The 16,291-nt window shown below is 35.9% G+C and carries 15 protein-coding genes; 1 reads left to right on the top strand and 14 read right to left on the bottom strand.

The genetic code is table 11. The annotated features are described in order from the left end of the window. Positions 1-626 precede the first annotated feature (626 nt). The 8 genes from K6G87_RS04110 to K6G87_RS04075 form a co-directional block, all read right to left on the bottom strand. On the bottom strand, positions 627-1,250 hold the full coding sequence (locus K6G87_RS04110; protein WP_296834269.1) for a hypothetical protein: 624 nt from the start codon (positions 1,248-1,250) through the stop codon (positions 627-629). After that, entirely contained in the window at positions 1,229-1,849 is a 621-nt protein-coding gene (locus K6G87_RS04105) for a hypothetical protein (protein ID WP_296834266.1), read from the bottom strand. Before K6G87_RS04105 ends, K6G87_RS04110 begins: the two co-directional genes overlap by 22 nt. 32 nt (positions 1,850-1,881) lie before the next feature. Beyond that, entirely contained in the window at positions 1,882-2,112 is a 231-nt protein-coding gene (locus tag K6G87_RS04100) for a hypothetical protein (RefSeq protein WP_296834262.1), read from the bottom strand. Positions 2,113-2,567: 455 nt separating this feature from the next. Then, entirely contained in the window at positions 2,568-3,050 is a 483-nt protein-coding gene (locus tag K6G87_RS04095) for a hypothetical protein (protein WP_296834259.1), read from the bottom strand. Positions 3,051-3,190: 140 nt separating this feature from the next. Beyond that, positions 3,191-4,108, bottom strand: a complete 918-nt coding sequence (locus tag K6G87_RS04090; protein WP_296834258.1) for a family 43 glycosylhydrolase — start codon at positions 4,106-4,108, stop codon at positions 3,191-3,193. Between the two features lie 306 nt (positions 4,109-4,414). Next, entirely contained in the window at positions 4,415-6,088 is a 1,674-nt protein-coding gene (locus tag K6G87_RS04085; protein WP_296834255.1) for an extracellular solute-binding protein, read from the bottom strand. A 14-nt stretch (positions 6,089-6,102) separates the two neighbouring features. Further along, on the bottom strand, positions 6,103-6,990 hold the full coding sequence (locus tag K6G87_RS04080; protein WP_296834252.1) for a carbohydrate ABC transporter permease: 888 nt from the start codon (positions 6,988-6,990) through the stop codon (positions 6,103-6,105). 9 nt (positions 6,991-6,999) lie between these two features. Continuing rightward, positions 7,000-7,911: an ABC transporter permease gene (locus K6G87_RS04075; protein ID WP_296834250.1), complete on the bottom strand. Its 912-nt coding sequence runs from the start codon at positions 7,909-7,911 to the stop codon at positions 7,000-7,002. A 140-nt stretch (positions 7,912-8,051) separates the two neighbouring features. Here K6G87_RS04075 and K6G87_RS04070 point away from each other — a divergent pair, with 140 nt between their 5' ends. Continuing rightward, the gene (locus K6G87_RS04070; RefSeq protein ID WP_296834247.1) at positions 8,052-8,846 is read left to right on the top strand and encodes a helix-turn-helix domain-containing protein; all 795 of its coding nucleotides are present in this window, start codon (positions 8,052-8,054) and stop codon (positions 8,844-8,846) included. Here K6G87_RS04070 and K6G87_RS04065 read toward each other — a convergent pair. The 6 genes from K6G87_RS04065 to K6G87_RS04040 form a co-directional block, all read right to left on the bottom strand. Next, positions 8,830-9,987 carry a glycoside hydrolase family 88 protein gene (locus K6G87_RS04065; RefSeq protein ID WP_296834244.1) on the bottom strand — a complete coding sequence of 386 codons (1,158 nt, stop codon included), beginning with the start codon at positions 9,985-9,987 and terminating at the stop codon, positions 8,830-8,832. The genes K6G87_RS04070 and K6G87_RS04065 overlap by 17 nt on opposite strands. A 196-nt stretch (positions 9,988-10,183) precedes the next feature. Further along, the gene (locus K6G87_RS04060) at positions 10,184-11,071 is read right to left on the bottom strand and encodes a GGDEF domain-containing protein (protein ID WP_296834242.1); all 888 of its coding nucleotides are present in this window, start codon (positions 11,069-11,071) and stop codon (positions 10,184-10,186) included. Between the two features lie 391 nt (positions 11,072-11,462). Beyond that, positions 11,463-12,494, bottom strand: a complete 1,032-nt coding sequence (locus K6G87_RS04055; protein WP_296834239.1) for a Gfo/Idh/MocA family protein — start codon at positions 12,492-12,494, stop codon at positions 11,463-11,465. 5 nt (positions 12,495-12,499) lie between these two features. Then, complete coding sequence (locus tag K6G87_RS04050; RefSeq protein WP_296834236.1) at positions 12,500-13,690, bottom strand: Gfo/Idh/MocA family protein; 1,191 nt, start codon at positions 13,688-13,690, stop codon at positions 12,500-12,502. A gap of 10 nt (positions 13,691-13,700) precedes the next feature. Beyond that, positions 13,701-14,576 (bottom strand): sugar phosphate isomerase/epimerase family protein, encoded by an 876-nt coding sequence (locus tag K6G87_RS04045; RefSeq protein ID WP_296834233.1) that lies wholly within the window; start codon positions 14,574-14,576, stop codon positions 13,701-13,703. Positions 14,577-14,597: 21 nt separating this feature from the next. Continuing rightward, on the bottom strand, positions 14,598-16,115 hold the full coding sequence (locus tag K6G87_RS04040; protein ID WP_296834230.1) for an MFS transporter: 1,518 nt from the start codon (positions 16,113-16,115) through the stop codon (positions 14,598-14,600). Between the last annotated feature and the right edge of the window lie 176 nt (positions 16,116-16,291).

Here is a 16,291-nt window from a genome sequence, read left to right as displayed (position 1 = left end):
AGGCCGCAGATTTCTTTGATTTCATCAATAGATGATGCCTTAATCAACAGTGAATTCTCATCTTCATCAATTACATAACTCTTCAAAATCTTCTCTTGCCATTTATTATTCCTAACTTTAAACCTTAAACTTTTATGACCTGCCCGAAAGAGTTCACAAAAAATTTTCTAATACTACATTAAATTTTGCAGGCATTCAACCAACTTTTCGTAATCATTGTAGCCTGGGAAAATATAGAAAGTATGCTTACCATCTCTTATTTTTCCTCCGTAGTTCCATCTACAATTGCTTTTTATTTTGTATCCATTACGATAATTCTTCATAGAATTAATCTTTGTAAGCTGCATAGAATATTCTGTTGTATATAACTTATGTCTAAACTCTGAATCAGCAACCAATTGATCTTGCTGTTCTTCTCTTACCCCCTTTGACTCAAGCAATATAGCTAATTATTATTAACAAAATGAACGACAGCATAAATATTCCAACCGCCAAAAACAAATATCTAAAATCACTTATACCAATAACTATCCCTATAGATGCTGGAATCATCACAATAGCGAGCGATATAATAAAACTCTTTCTATGATTTTTTTGATCTGAAAAAACTTTTACACTATCCATCTCTAAGCCTTCAACTTTTCAAAGCAACTCACTAACTCCTCGTAATCGTTATACCCTGGGAATATATAAAACATATTCTCAGCATCGTCTGTATTTCGATTACTCATTCGAATAACAACCTTATAACCATTGAGAAAACGCTTCATACTAACAGTCTTTTTTACTTTAAATGAATATGTGTTTCCTAGAACCTTTTCCAATAATCCATCATTTTCTAGCAGGTTCTGTTGAATATTCTTTCTGTTGCCTAGATTACTGAGTAAGAGCAAACCTCCTATTAATAATCCAGCAGATTCATTTCCCATTAAATCACCTGCTGCTCGAGCATTATTTGCCATTATTCCAGGATCAGATGGCATTCTATTAATTTGATATAAAACATCATCTCGTATGATATATATTGCATTATTACCAACAACGATTCTTAACACTGGTACTAAAATGATTAGCATTATAGGAAATCCTATCAATGGAATTAATGAAGTCAACGGATCATTAGAATCTTTATCTATTCTATATATAAGAAACAATGGTGGTAAAATAATTAACGCAGTTATTAATACACTTTTTAAATGATTATTTGAATCAACAAATATTTTTTTCACTACTTCAAACTTTCTAAACAATCAACTAATTTCTCATAATCGTTATAGCCTGGGAATAGATAGAATTTGTTATGTATTTTTCCACTATTCGGTGTTTTACATTGTACTTTAATTTTATATCCGCCTTTAAATGGCTTCATAGATAAAACTTGTAATATTTCCAATGAATAGTCTTTTTCTAATTCCCTCTCAAGATAATTGCTATCTGAAGCCAATCTATTTAATTGCTTGTCTCTCAAACTTCCTTCGCCAGCTAAAACAGCTCCTGCCGCAAGCATACCACCTTGTGAGTCTCCCAACATATCTCCCAGCCCTCTTGCTGCATTAGCATCTCTCGCAGCCTGATTAGGGAGATTTATTTTATACAATCTACCATTATATAGAGAATAAATAGCTGTATTAGCACCGATTATTTGTGAAATAAAAGCATAAATTATTGCTATGCATGATATGATTGGCACTATATATAATTCAATATTACTATTACGCCAATCAATTAAGAGTATTCCAATTATCGCTAAACATGCTGGGATTCCTAATATGATCATTCCAGATTTAAAATATCTACTATATCCTTTTATATCAATAAAAACTTTATTTGCGCATTCTAGTCTATCCACTTCATTATTCCTCACTATACATATTGTTAGCATCAATGTCTTCCTAGTTTTGATAATAACAACTCATTCAATTCATTTGAAAGTTTAACTTCCGAATATCTTGAAGAGGTTTTGTATTTTTCTAACCATTTCTTCTGTCCGGTTAATACATCTTCACATTTACTTAGTAATCCATTTGCTGTTATTATTAAGTCATTTATAACATTATCTCCAGCCTTAACAACATCAATAAGATTCTTTCTGTCATCATCATCAAATCTCATTGACAAATAATCTCCACAATCGTATAACCGCACTTTACCATTTTCTAAGCAAGCATACTGAAAATTTATATTGAATCTATCAATAGATATTAATAGACAACAATCATTATTATATAAAAGCGTGCTCAACTCACCTATAGTTTCACATTTCATTTTATATGATTGAATCAAATCAAACATATATTCATTTACATGTGTATTAATTTCTGTCCAAACACTATTCACAATCAATTACCTCTATTTATAGCGCATATCAATTTTTACTTCATCCGCTAAAAAAACACTTCAATCCTCCAAAAGCTATTTTACTCTTCAAAAAACCTTATCTTTCCCAAACCTTTTTATTAAATATAACTTAACTTCTTTATAAATTTCCCCATACCTCTGCAGCTTAATCTGTCGTAATTGGGCTACCTTCTTCAAACAATTTCAGTTCATCAAGATACTTTCTATAATTAATTACATGTTCTTTTCAAAACAGTTATGCCGCCGTCATTGCATATTAGAAAATAATTGCCATTATCATTAAATCCAAAGGTATACAGCGAATAATTTTCATATATTTGTATCGCTTTTTCATCCTTTGAAATAAATGTAAGACTCGATATATTGTTATCTTTAGATTCAATTATTTGTTCACCCTGAACGGTTGTTTTCTTAAGTTCACCACCATATTGACCCACTAATGAGATTGCCTCATCTCTAACTACATCTGAAAATGCTACCATTTCATCTTCATCATATATCAAGTCACAATTTTGAATTGTACCGTTTTCGCAATTAAAAACGGTATTTTTCTGTGAAGATATTATAAACAGTAATTCAGGCCTTAGTTTAGAAAACCCAAGCCATTCGAAGCCACCAACAGCGAATTCTGAAACTATATCCCATCCATTTATCTTTTTCAATGCATTAATTTTATCTAATGAATTCATCATAATGATTCGCTCCAAGTTAAATGATAAATTTTTTCAATAAGATTCTTTCTGTCATCATCATCAAATCTCATTGACAAATAATCTCCACAATCGTATAACCAACTTCATATTTATACTCAAGTATAGGCTTCCATCCACTACTATCTTATCTCAACCTCATCTTTATACTCAAGTATAGGCTTACCTTCATCATCAAATTCAAGCGGAAGTACAACATATCTTGAATCATTATAGTCTTTGCCATTCCACCGGTCAGAAAAGTAGTAAATATTACCGCTGTCCTCTACTGTCAGAAAGAAAGCCGGCTGAGTCCTATAAGTCGTCTCATCTCCAATTTCTGTAAGAACAGACCATCTTCCATCCATCTTATCAGCCACTGCATACTTACACTGATTCGGAGCCCATCCTGTACAATACGAACTGAACATATAATACTTATCATTATGCTTTACTACCGCGGGCGCCTCTCTGTATTCGCCCTGCCACAGATTATTAACAAGAGAATCCACATTCAGGTAATCATCCGTAAGCCTGTACATGTGAAGATCAGCATTTTCTCTTGATGCAGAGATAAAATATGCTGTCTTGTCATCGTCCACAAATAGAGTACAGTCCCTTGACATATAGCCAAAAGGATTAAAACTTCCCAGATATGTAAACTGTCCACAAGGCGTATCTGAAACTGCAACTGCACATGCCGCAAGACTGTAATCTCTGCCGTTTTCAACATGCATCCACATTACGAATTTCTTTGTCTTTTCATTATAGATAACCTTAGGTCTTTCTATATTAATCTTGCTGCCATCGTCTGTTACAAGCGAAGTATCAGTTTTTACCCTGTATTTCTCCGTCTTACTTTCAGTCGTAAGCACATCATTTCTAAAATCCCAATTCATAAGATCTGTAGAAGAATATACACTTACGTATCTATTACCGGTCCTGTTCTCTCCATACCAATAATATACTCCTTGAAAAAAGAGAATGTGCCCTCCATGGGCATGAATCGTATTGCCACATGTATCTTTCCAGATATCTCCATTTATAAGTTTATTTATCATATTATTATCCCTTTATAAGTATTATTATTTATTTCCAATTATATGCAAATTATAAGCATTACTATCTACTTATCATTATTATAAGATTCTCATAGATTCTATTTTTCTTATTTATTATTATAAGATTCTCATAGATTCTATTTTACTTATTTATTATTATAAGATTCTCATAGATTCTGTTTGCTTATTTATTAATTATAAGCATTCCAATCAATCCTATCCTTCTTATTTAGGTCAAATAAGGTTGAAGGCTTACACCTTCAACCTTATTAGTTATTACCTAAATAATCGCTTCTTAAATATCTGTCACTCTGCATTTTTGGCATCGAGGAATGCCTGCAACTGTGCGATCATTTCTGCTCTTACTTCCTCAAGACCAACCTTCTTGGCTTCTTCATTCCAGTTATTTATAACCTCAACCGTTTCATCAGCATCATACATAGATAATGTCAACTGAAGCTCATTGGACAAGGCTGTAATATTAGCAACCTCTGTTTCATAGTCAGCTGCGTTAAAAGTAAAGCCTGCAAGAGGACTGAGCTTATAAGTAGAAGGATCATATATATAATCAAAATCAGCCTTTAAATCTTCATCATTCAAAACAAACTCACTATTTCTTACATATGAAGGATTAAGTGTAAATGAGTATGTCGGCATGAAATACTTCTCATCCTCTGATATATCAAGTGTTCTATAACCATCTTCACCTATTGCTTCCCAGTCCTCTCCCTCAATGCCATACTGGAACAGATCATGAGCTTCAGCACTTCCAAACATCCAATCAAGGAAGTACATAACAGCATCTGTCTTTTCAGACCATTCAGGTACTACAAGCCAGTTGTTTGTAACCATATCGCATACAACAGCGCCTTCTTCTTTATTTCTCTGCGCATCATCAATTACATAAAAGCCGTATTCTGATCCCGGTATTTTCTCTTTAGCTTCTTTAACCTTACTCTCATATTCAGTAAGTGCGCAATATGTAATTGCAGCATCTTTTTCCACAGTATCAGTTGAGCCTCTTGAAGGATTTAAATAATCATTCCATTTAGTTCTGTCAACAGAATATTCTATTATAAAATCATATTGATATCCCTCAGGCATTTTATCAAATTCAGCCTGATCATCTCCTGCAAATACAACGTTAAGAACAGTTTTCTCATCTTCACTAAGTCCAACATAAGCCCAGGTCTGGTCACCAAAAATATTCACATTATCCTGGGTATATACATGGTCATGCTTAGCCGAATACCAAGGTGAATCAAGTCTGAAGAAGTTATATATACTAGCACCTTCCATATCAGGCTCATTTTCGGCAACAGTCTTTACAAAGGCAAGAAGGCTCTCTTCATCTGTTATAGGATCACAGTTATATTTAAGTCTGAGATCTTCTCTGTACATAAAGCCTCTTGAGTCCTCAAAATAGGATGCAAGATTGATTCCATATATACCTTTTGTGTATGTTCCATCTTCTTTTAGTATATACGAAGTCATGGCATTTACATAATCCTGGGAAAAGGCGTTCTTTAATCCCGGATAATTATCGTTATTAAAATATGAGGACAGATCCGCAAAATTTCCTTCCTGAATGAAGGTACTAAGTCCCTGCCACCCTCCGCAGAACATAAGGTCATAATCCTCCTGCGCAGCAAGAGCCATAGTAAGCTTGTCTTTATAATCACCACCTATAACATAAGAAAAGTTAAGATGAATCTTGCTCATGACAGGATCATCAGCTGTAAGCTCATTGTACCTGTCTACAACCTTTTCAACATTCCTATACTCATTCATTACACGAATATTGATAGTTGTCTCTTCAATCTGCGGCGCTCCTGCAGATTTTGCTGTCTGATCTTCCGAAATGGTACTTTGTGCATTAGAACTTGCACAGGCTGACATCGACAGAGCCATCACTGCTGCAACAAGAGCTGATGTTACCCTTTTTGGAAATGCCTTCTTTTGTAATAACTTCTTTTTCATTGTGCTTCCTCCTTTTATCCTTTAATCGCTCCAACGGTAAGTCCGCTGGTAAAGTACTTTTGAACATATGGATACAGAAGAGTTATAGGTCCTATAGCTATAACTGTAGTCGCCATTCTAAGCGAATTTGTCGGCACTTCTCCTGTAGATATTCCCGTTGTTCTGGCCATTTCCTTCATTGCATCAGCATTTCTCATCATCCTCATAAGAAGATACTGAAGAGGAAAAAGATCTGAATCTTCCAGATACAACATCGCATTAAACCACTGGTTCCAATAGCCTAGTGCATAGAACAGGCTTATCGTCGCAATCCCAGGTACTGACACCGGCAAAATTATCTTCCAAAGAATCTGAAAATCATTGGCTCCATCCATATATGCTGATTCCGAAAGTTCTTTAGGTATTCCCTGAAAGAAGTTCCTCATAAGGAACATGTTCCAGGCACTGAATGCTACAGGAAGGATCAAAACAAAGATATTATTCTTAAGTCCCAGATCCTTAGACACCAGCAGATAAGTAGGAACAAGACCGCCATTAAAAAGCATCGTAAAATATGTAAAAAAGGTTATACCATTTCTATACTTAAGCTTTTTAAGAGAAAGCGGATAAGCCAGTGTAATAGTTAGAAACATACTAAGAAGTGTTCCCACAATTGTTGTAAAAATTGTTGATCCATAAGCCTTAAAAATCTGGCTATCTCCCAGAACAATCCTGTAAGCTTTAAGAGTAAAATCTTTTGGAAAAAGAGGAAAACCGTACGTTGCAAAATTAGCCTCTTCTTCAAAGCTGCTTGCGATTATTATCAAAAAAGGGAAAAGACAGTAAAAACAAAAGATTGTCGCTATAAGATAAATAACTATTTCAAATACAATTTCTCCCTTTGACTTTTTAACTTTATTCATCTGCTCCTCCTAAAATATCGCTGCATCAGGTTCGACTTTTTTGGTAAAAGCATTCGATGCAAATACCAGTATCAGTCCTACAACCGACTGGAATAAACTTGTAGCCGTACTCATTCCAAGATTGTTCATCTGCCTCAAAGCCCTGTATACAAAGGTATCAACTACGTCCGTTGTAGGATATAAAGCGGCATTATCACCGACTATCGCATAGATCATTCCAAAATCTCCGTTAAATATTTTTCCAATGCTCATGATCGTAAGCATGATGATCGTAGTCTTTAAAAGAGGAAGTGTGATCTTTGTAACTCTTTGTAATCTGGTAGCCCCATCAACAATCGCCGCCTCATATATCTCCTGATCAAGTCCTGTTATGGCTGCGACATATACAATCGTTCCGTATCCTGCTCCCTGCCATATCTTTAGTAATACAAGTATTAGCGGCCAGGCAGATGCATTGTTGTAAAACATCGGATTTTCACTACCCATATTTTCGATAAGTTTAGATACTATTCCGCTACTTCCAATAATTCCGCTTAAAAACATCGCTACAACTGTCCAGGATACGAAATGCGGGAATATAGCAATAGTCTGAACCAATTTGTTGTATGCCTTGTTCTTTATTTCTACAAAAACAAGAGCTAATAATACGGAAAAAAATGTTGTAAAAATAAGAAATAATAGATTCAAAAAGATGGTGTTAAAAAATATTTTCCCAACTCCGTTATAATGAAATAGAAATTCAAAGTTTTTAAGTCCAACCCATGGACTGTTCCATATTCCCTTTTTATAGCTATATTCTTTGAATGCAATGAGAACTCCGTACATTGGATAATAATTAAAGATCAGAATCCAGATAATTGCAGGAACTGTCATTCCATAAAGCAGTTTATTCTTCCAAAGCTCTTTAAAAACACTTTTCATATGTAACTGATACCCCCTTAAAAATGTAACCTTCTCTTTCCCTACCTTTTGTAATTAAAAGTTTAATTTTTTGACAAGGCAAAAACTATACACTAATATGATTATTAACTGACTTATTCTGCAAAAATATGGAGACTTCTATGATAACTGTTTCAACCTGCGGATATGATTCCAACCACAAAAAGCCCTGCAATGTAATGTACAACCTGACTTCTGATGAATACCTTGTGCTTCTTATCAAAACAGATGCATGGTTTAACATAGAAGGTCAAATAGTTGAAACAAAGCCTAACATGATGATCATCTACTCTCCAAAGTCATTTATTAACTATGGAAGAGAAGAAATCGGATATAATGATGACTGGATACATTTCAGCCTCAACGATGACGACTCTTTATTTATGAAGAATCTTAATATTCCTCTTAATCAGCCCCTTTATCCATATGATTTCCACAGCCTTACAGCCATTGTTGAACTTATGTCCAAGGCATATCACAAGGAAACTCCTCATACTAATGAGATAGTGGATCATTATATGCATCTTTTTTTAGATGAAATATCTGATCAGCTTTCTGCAGTTCCGGCAGATACAACGCCCAAATACTATTTGGAGCTGTCCCAGATAAGGACATCGATTTATAATGCCCCTGCCAAGAACTGGTCTGTGAACACTTTTGCAGAAGATCTTTTTATAAGTGTTTCTCATTTTCAGCATTTGTATAAAGAATTTTTTGATACTTCATGCCAGAAGGACATAATAGATGCAAGACTACGCCTTGCAAAGTTTTATCTGACAACCACAGACCTCAGCATAAAAGAGATTGCTGATATCTGTGGTTATGAGAATGAGCTGCATTTCATGCGCCAGTTCAAAAAATTTATTGGAAGGACTCCTACAGAATTTCGTAAAAGCAATATCATTGCCACGTTTTAAAATCATTATTCACAAGCTTGTACAATGCTTCAATATAGAAATAATCCGCATATACCATCGACTCATTATGTTTTTGACAGTAATAAGCTGCAGAGCAGTTCTTAACTATAGCTTCACAGGCACTGGAATAATCTGCTCTTGAATCTGCTATTTTTCTTATTATCCTGTAGCCGGTGTCTAAATAAGCTATGCTCTTGTCTCTATTTTTAGTACATGCTGAAAGCTCAATAAGGCCTCCTGCTATAACACATGCACCGCATGAATCTTCATAAAAAGGCTCTTTAGGCTGGTCAAAATCTGCTGGTATTACAGCATCATCAGCTATTTTCAAAAGACAATAATCGGCCACTTTCTCTGCAGTATCAAGATATTTCTCGATTTTGGAATTAACATATGCATTGGTAAAACCATAAAGCGCCCAGCCCTGTCCCCTTGTCCAGGCGGACCCATGCTTATATCCCTGGCCTGCATGACTTCTTAGTCTTTCTCCTGAAAATGGATCAAATTCCACTATATGGCATGACGATCCGTCCTGTCTTATAAAAGCACTGGCTATAGTTGAAGCATGAGCTGTAGCAATATGTGCAAATCTTGGATCATTAGTTTCTCTGCTTGCAAAGAATAAAAGTGAGATATTAAAAATAGAATCTATTATAGCCCACCCTCTTGTATCACAGCCTTCAAGATCGTTCCATGCCCTTATATATCCGCCTGCTTCATTAAATCTTCCTGCAAGAAGACTTGCTGCATGCAAAGCTCTTTTTCTTGATTCAATATTACCTGTAAGTCTGTAATCTGCAGCGGCACTTGGCATGAACATAAATCCAACATCATGATGAAGACCATAATATATATCAAAGCACGGATCCAGCATCTCTTCCTGAATCCTTGCATAGTCCAGATACTTTTTATCTTTGGTGTCATTATATATAAGCCATAAAATGCCTGCCCAGAATCCGTTAGTCCACCAGTTAAGTCCATCATCTATCCTAAACTCTTTATTCTTATCTGCCTTGTTGTCATATATACCATTTTCATCAGTTGTATATGGAAGCTTATATTTATTATTTTCAGAAACCCACTCAATTTTCTTTTTTACTTTATCAAGCTCTTCACTAGCCCATCTGCTATAACTGTTCATAACCCTTTTCTCCTGTATTATTATTGAAACTGGTTTTATCCCTCACATTGTTTATAAAAACTACTACGAATATTCGTAATATTAATTTAAATAAACCGGCAGTGATTTGATATACAATCATCTGCCGGTTTACTTACCTTTTCTGCTATTTACTTGTTAAACTCACAAACGCTTCGCTTTTTATGTCCTTTACTAACTACTCACTTATAACCTTATTTCTTCCTGTTTTCTTGGCCTGATACAATCTTTCATCGGCAAGCTTTATATAAGGCTTTGCTTCATCAACATTACCTATATGAGCTGCGCCTATCGTAACAGTAAGCTTTATATTTTTATCCTCAAAATAGAAATCATAATCTTCTATCTTGGTTCTGATTCTTTCAAGAAGATTAACAAATTCATCATACGAGACATTATCTGCTGCCGCGATCATGAATTCTTCTCCGCCCCATCTTCCAACATTTATACCATTTCCTGAAAATCTAAGTAGTATCCTTGCGATTTCCTGTAAGACGTAGTCACCTGCCATATGGCCATAAGTATCATTAACATCCTTAAAGAAATCTATATCCATTATAGCAACTGACATTTCAGAATACTTATCATTTTCCTTATCATAACGGTCCCAGAATATCTTCTTCTGAAGTCTCTGTCTGTTATAGAGTCCTGTCAGATAATCATGCGTTGCCATCCCATGAAGAACAGCATTTTCGTTGTTCATATTGATTGTATACGCAGTTGTATATGCAAATATAGAAAGGAATCCCACTGCAGCATTAATATACAAAAGTGCATTGGTAATATTCTCTGAGACATTATAAGAACTGATAAATAGTCCGTGCCTTGCAACATAGATATATAAAAGATACGTAATTATTATCACCACTCCAAGCATTCTAAGCAGCCTGTGCAACAGTGGACTCATGTCACTTTTTATGGCAGGCATATAAATTGCACAGTAAAGCCCATAGTACCAGAACGTAAATCCGCAGTCATATCCCATAAAATATGCTGCAAAAATAACGTGAAAGTAGACTTCCAGCATCATAGTAACAACAGCTGCATTTACTCTTCCCCTTTTCATCAGATAAAGCGCTGTTAAATGGGTTAATATGCTTAAAATATTAATGTATATCATAGGTGCACAATTAACACTGATATACAAAATTTCAAGCAATATATGCGTTACTACCAAAAGCCTTGCTATATAAGAATACTTATTAAGTTCAATTGTATCTTCTTTGTTATCTTTGCTCATAATACAATTGTAATTTAGTTTTTATTTAAACGCAATTACATTATGTCCGTTTTTCCATCAAATAGTCTATCGTTTTGAGAACGTTTTTCCATCAAAAAAAGTCTATCGTTTTGGGAACGTTTTCCCTCAAGCAATAGACTTTTTAGCTTTCTATATGTTTTTAAATTATCAGTTCAAACTTCGAACTATACAGCATGTACTATCCCTTGCGAAGTGATCAGCATAAAGCTTTTTCGCGTACCTCTTCTTTACTAAGTTCTATTATCTTTCCTTCTTTGGAAGACTCTGTAATAGCATCGATTACCGCAGATGCCATTCTTACATCCTTAATGTGAAAATAGTCATCAGTATCATCCTCTATAGAATTATAGAAATTACGGATTGCCTTCCCATGAGATGGTCCATAATAGGATTTTGCACCTGTAAATTTATCATCTTCCGTAAGCTTTATCCCTGGAGCTCCAGCCATAGAGCGCCATAAAGCATTATTTACTATAACAAAATTTGCTTTCTCAGTATTGATCTCAATCTGCACACTCTCATTTCTAAAATGTGCATTTGTAGCATAATAGACGCCGGTAAACCCTTTTTCAAACTGAAGCCTTGCAGATGCTGTATCCTCCACTTCTATATCATAGTGAAGGAGCTGTGATATACTTCCGCTAACCTGTGTTACATCTCCGCACAGGTAACATAACAGATCAAGTGCATGAATTGCCTGATTGATCATCACGCCGCCACCGGCATATTCATACTTTCCTCTCCAGGGACTCGTCTCATAATACTCCAATGGACGTGACCACGGAACAAGCGCATAGCATCCAAGGATCTTACCATAGTCTCCTTTGTCCAAAATGCATTTTAACATCTTTGTTGAGTTATTAAGACGGTTCTGCATGCAGACTCCGATCTTTATATCAGGATAGCTGTCTTCTAGTTCTATAAACTCATCAAGCTGATCAAGATTAAGGGCTGCAGGCTTTTCTGTAAAAACATTGATACCTTTTTCTACAAAATACTTTGCCACAGGATAATGAAGATAGTGCGGCAGACATAGGTGGACTACATCCGGCTTCTCTTTTTCTGCCAGTTCCTTATAATCCGTATAAAAAGGAATACCCGGAAGCTGCTTTTTCTTGTTTTCATCAATATCGCAAACCGCACATAATGTTGCATCCTTGATGTTTTGTATTGTCATTATATGAAGCGGGGATATAGTCCCCAATCCTATTACTGCTGCACGTATCATTCTATTTACCTTCCTGCTTTATTATTTTTTTCTTCTTCTATTCTCTTTTGCAATTCTGAATAATAGAGGTCTTCATCAACCGGATTATCAACCTCTTTAGAAAGCCATGCAGAAAGAAGTGTCGCATTGCAAAGATTTACGCCGTTAATACCATCTGTACCAGGTGCAAGAAGAGGTGTTCCTTCAAGGATGTGACAGGCAAAGTTTTCAAGTACAGTGATATGCTGCTTGCCCCAGCCATCAGTATTCTCAAATTCCTCTGTCTCATACATTCCACCTGCGCCATTTCCTGACATGATCTTGAACAGATCTTCCGGCTTAAGATTTTTGTTGTAATCCTGCTCAAATTCCTTAAGTCTGTAAATAGTAGCTTTCTTGCTATCTTCTACTACTATCTTGCCTCCATCAAGATCAATCTCAAGTCTGTCTGTACCACAGGCATCATGAGTACATGTGATAAAAGTACCTACAGCACCATTTTCAAATTCAGCCATGATCGTTACGTCATCTTCAACATCAATATTCCTGCCAAATCCAAAACGGCACTTTGCAAAAACCTTTGTAGGAATTCCGCATATCCACTGCCACAGATCCAGCTGGTGAGGTGCCTGATTTACAAGCACTCCACCACCTTCTCCTTCCCAGGTTGCTCTCCAGCTACTCTGACGATAATATACATCCGGCCTGTACCAGGTATTAATGATCCAGTTAGAACGTCTTATCTGACCCATTTCACCTGAGTTTATTATCTCTCTGATCTTTTTATAAAGAACATTGGTTCTTTGATTGAACATTATTCCAAAAGCTACATCAGGGTGTTTTAATGCACACTCGTTCATTTCCCTTACGGCCTTTGCATACACGCCGGCAGGTTTTTCTACAAGAACCGGTACTCCATGTTCAAGGCAGAAGATTGCTATTGTAGTATGAAGATAATGTGGAACAGTTGTAATTACTGCATCTACATTTCCTGATAACACTAGCTCCTTCCAGTCTGTATAGAACGGAATGTCCTTATAGATTTCTGTATACTTTGCCTTTTTATCTTCATCTATATCGCAGATAGCTCCAAGCGTTGCATGCTCTGGTCCCTTGGGTAGTTCAAATCCAGGTATTTCAGGCTTTCCTGTGAGGAATCTTGCATAAGAGCTTCCCTGTGCGCCAATTCCGATTATTCCGTATCTGATCTTATCCATGTCTTCCTCCTTAGATGCGACTTAGTATTTCTTTTAAAGCATTGTACTGCATTGTATAGCCTTCTTTGCCGTTTCTAGCCTGCTTACCTATAAGATGGTCAGCTACTACTGGGGCCTTTTTACCGGGAGCAAAAAATGCAAAATTTACAAGATGAGGTTCAAGTGTAAGAAAACCCTTATAGTTATCTTCTCTTATAGCTCTTTTTAAGAGCATCTCAACCTTACCATCACCACTTCCAACAACTACATTTTCCTTAGTTTCTTTTTCTGCATCTTTAATATGAATATAAACGACCTTATCTTTAAGCATATTCCAGCATTCTTCGGGATCGTCATCACACTGAACAAAGTTAGCAAAATCAAATGCAGCCTTGAAGTGATCACACTCAAGCTTGTCAAAAAGGTAGAGGCATCTCTTACCTGTATCTCCAAAGATACCCTTCTCGTTTTCATGGATCAGGATCACATCATTCTTTTTGGCAACCTCTATGAACTTTTTAAGCTTTTCAACAACTACATCTTTTTGATCCTCCGGATTTTGTCCTTCAGGAACAAAAAAGCTAAAGATCCTTATATATCTGCAGTCAAGCACTTTGGCTATCTTGCAAAGATTATCAAGCTGTACAAGCTGAGTCTGAAATGCAGCTTCATCATCAACAGGAACCTTGCCTATTGCTGATCCTATGGATGATACCTTAATGCCTTTTTTATCAAGCTTTGGTTTAATATCATCTTCTATTTCCTTAACTGTGAAGTCTGCAATTCCTTTTTTATTGGCTGAGCGAATACAGATATAGTTCATCCCAAGTGATGTAACTGTTTCAAGCTGCTCATCAAAATCCAGTGAGATTTCATCTGCAAATCCCGAAATAATAATGTCGTTCATATCATATGCTCCTTTATTTCATTAACATGCTTTTTGATTTTCTGCGCTGTCGCGCTCTTTGATCCTTGCGATCTCTGCCTGGATCTCCTGCATCTTCTCTCTATCAAGTGGATATTTCTTCATAGCATAAAGGTTGAAGAGAAGGCCTATAGATGTCATACCGTATACAACAAAGATTGTAAGAACTTTAAGGCTTGTTGAATAAGGTGTATTAAGATCCGGATAAGCATCCTTGAATCCGATAAATGCAAAGAGAAGACCTGTGATCATAGGTGCTATAGAGCTTATGCACTTATCAACAAAGCTGAAAAGTGTTCCCATAAGACCAGGTACAAACTTTCCACTTCTGTATACTTCATAATCTGCACAGTCTGCGATCATGGGAAGTACGATATTACCTGAAACAGCCTGGAAGCCTGATCTGAAAATTGTGAATACGATGAATAAAACAGTAAATACTGTAAATCCTGTGAATCCTTCATATCCAGGTAAGTTCATTGTTGTAGGATCTCCAAATGTCCAAAGAAGGATCATAAGTACATTGAAGATAAGAGCTCCTATTGAAGCAACTACAAGTGCCTGCTTCTGTCCAAATCTTCTTGCTATAAAGCCATATCCTACAAGTGCAAAGATAAGTGTTGCTGCGGATGTGTAAATTGTCATAGCTCCTGAAAGAGCATAGTTACCAACAAGTATTCCCCACATTACTACTGTGATCGCACTGATATTGGACTGTGAAGCGATCTTATCTGTGCAGGCTGCAACTATAAGCCATCTTATTGCTTTGTTGTTCTTAAGAACTTCTGCATAGTCGCTGAATTTAAGCTTTGTAACTTTACCTGTGCCAAAAAACTCTGTTCTGTCTTTTGGAGATATAGCAATTACAGCGATTGTTGTGCAGATGACAGATGTTACAAAGCACATTACCCACAGATCATGGAAAAGCTCTGCGCTGTACATTGTTCCATATCTTGGAACAAATACATTTGAAAGTGCCCATGTAATAGCCATTCCCATTACAAGAAGGTTGATACTGTCAAACATTCCGAACAAAGGTCTCTGTTTAGGATCATTTGTAAGACAAGGCTGACCTGCTCTTGTAATAGCATTCTGGAATGTGAAGAAAATGTAGTAGAGCATACTCATTGCGAAGAAGAATACAGTTCTTATCATTCCTTCCGGAAGCTGATGTGTAACATGGAAAAGAATAAACGACATTACATGAAGTCCTATATTACCGACGATCATAAATGGTCTGCTCTTTCCAAACTTACCATTAGTCTTATCAATCCAGTACCCTATTACCGGATCTGTAAATCCATCCCATACCCTCATAATTGTTGCAAAACTTGAAGCCAGAATAACTGCCATACCAACAAAACCGACAAGATAATAACTAGAATACGCCATAAGGAAAAAGTACATATTCGTTGCCACATTGTTAAGAGTAAATCCCCACATTCTTAGCGGTGAAGCATGATGCAATCCATCTGAAGACCAATATTTACTATATCTGCTCCCCTTTACAGCTACGTCCATTTTGTAAACCTCCAAATAAATTTGACATTATATAGTTAGCCTGAATTATTCACGGTTCAATTACAAAGCCGCATAGTTACTGCATTTAAACTGCATATTGCTTTCACCCAATAAGTGAAGCCTAAGGGTATTAATAAAGCCCCAATTCTGTTACAATTTTAGGTGTCGAATCCAAA

The sequence above is a fragment of the Butyrivibrio sp. genome (genome assembly GCF_024699075.1).
Note: the sequence above shows the minus strand (reverse complement) of the source record. Positions and strands in the feature narration are given on the sequence as shown.

What these genes read in the sequence shown, in the direction of transcription:
- K6G87_RS04090 (WP_296834258.1), bottom strand. Translation starts at nt 4,108, where the DNA reads ATGATAAATAAACTTATAAATGGAGATATCTGGAAAGATACATGTGGC.
- K6G87_RS04060 (WP_296834242.1), bottom strand. Translation starts at nt 11,071, where the DNA reads ATGAAAAGGGGAAGAGTAAATGCAGCTGTTGTTACTATGATGCTGGAA.
- K6G87_RS04065 (WP_296834244.1), bottom strand. Translation starts at nt 9,987, where the DNA reads ATGAACAGTTATAGCAGATGGGCTAGTGAAGAGCTTGATAAAGTAAAA.
- K6G87_RS04050 (WP_296834236.1), bottom strand. Translation starts at nt 13,690, where the DNA reads ATGGATAAGATCAGATACGGAATAATCGGAATTGGCGCACAGGGAAGC.
- K6G87_RS04100 (WP_296834262.1), bottom strand. Translation starts at nt 2,112, where the DNA reads ATGAGATTTGATGATGATGACAGAAAGAATCTTATTGATGTTGTTAAG.
- K6G87_RS04040 (WP_296834230.1), bottom strand. Translation starts at nt 16,115, where the DNA reads ATGGACGTAGCTGTAAAGGGGAGCAGATATAGTAAATATTGGTCTTCA.
- K6G87_RS04080 (WP_296834252.1), bottom strand. Translation starts at nt 6,990, where the DNA reads ATGAATAAAGTTAAAAAGTCAAAGGGAGAAATTGTATTTGAAATAGTT.
- K6G87_RS04055 (WP_296834239.1), bottom strand. Translation starts at nt 12,494, where the DNA reads ATGATACGTGCAGCAGTAATAGGATTGGGGACTATATCCCCGCTTCAT.
- K6G87_RS04045 (WP_296834233.1), bottom strand. Translation starts at nt 14,576, where the DNA reads ATGAACGACATTATTATTTCGGGATTTGCAGATGAAATCTCACTGGAT.
- K6G87_RS04085 (WP_296834255.1), bottom strand. Translation starts at nt 6,088, where the DNA reads ATGAAAAAGAAGTTATTACAAAAGAAGGCATTTCCAAAAAGGGTAACA.
- K6G87_RS04070 (WP_296834247.1), top strand. Translation starts at nt 8,052, where the DNA reads ATGATAACTGTTTCAACCTGCGGATATGATTCCAACCACAAAAAGCCC.
- K6G87_RS04095 (WP_296834259.1), bottom strand. Translation starts at nt 3,050, where the DNA reads ATGATGAATTCATTAGATAAAATTAATGCATTGAAAAAGATAAATGGA.
- K6G87_RS04075 (WP_296834250.1), bottom strand. Translation starts at nt 7,911, where the DNA reads ATGAAAAGTGTTTTTAAAGAGCTTTGGAAGAATAAACTGCTTTATGGA.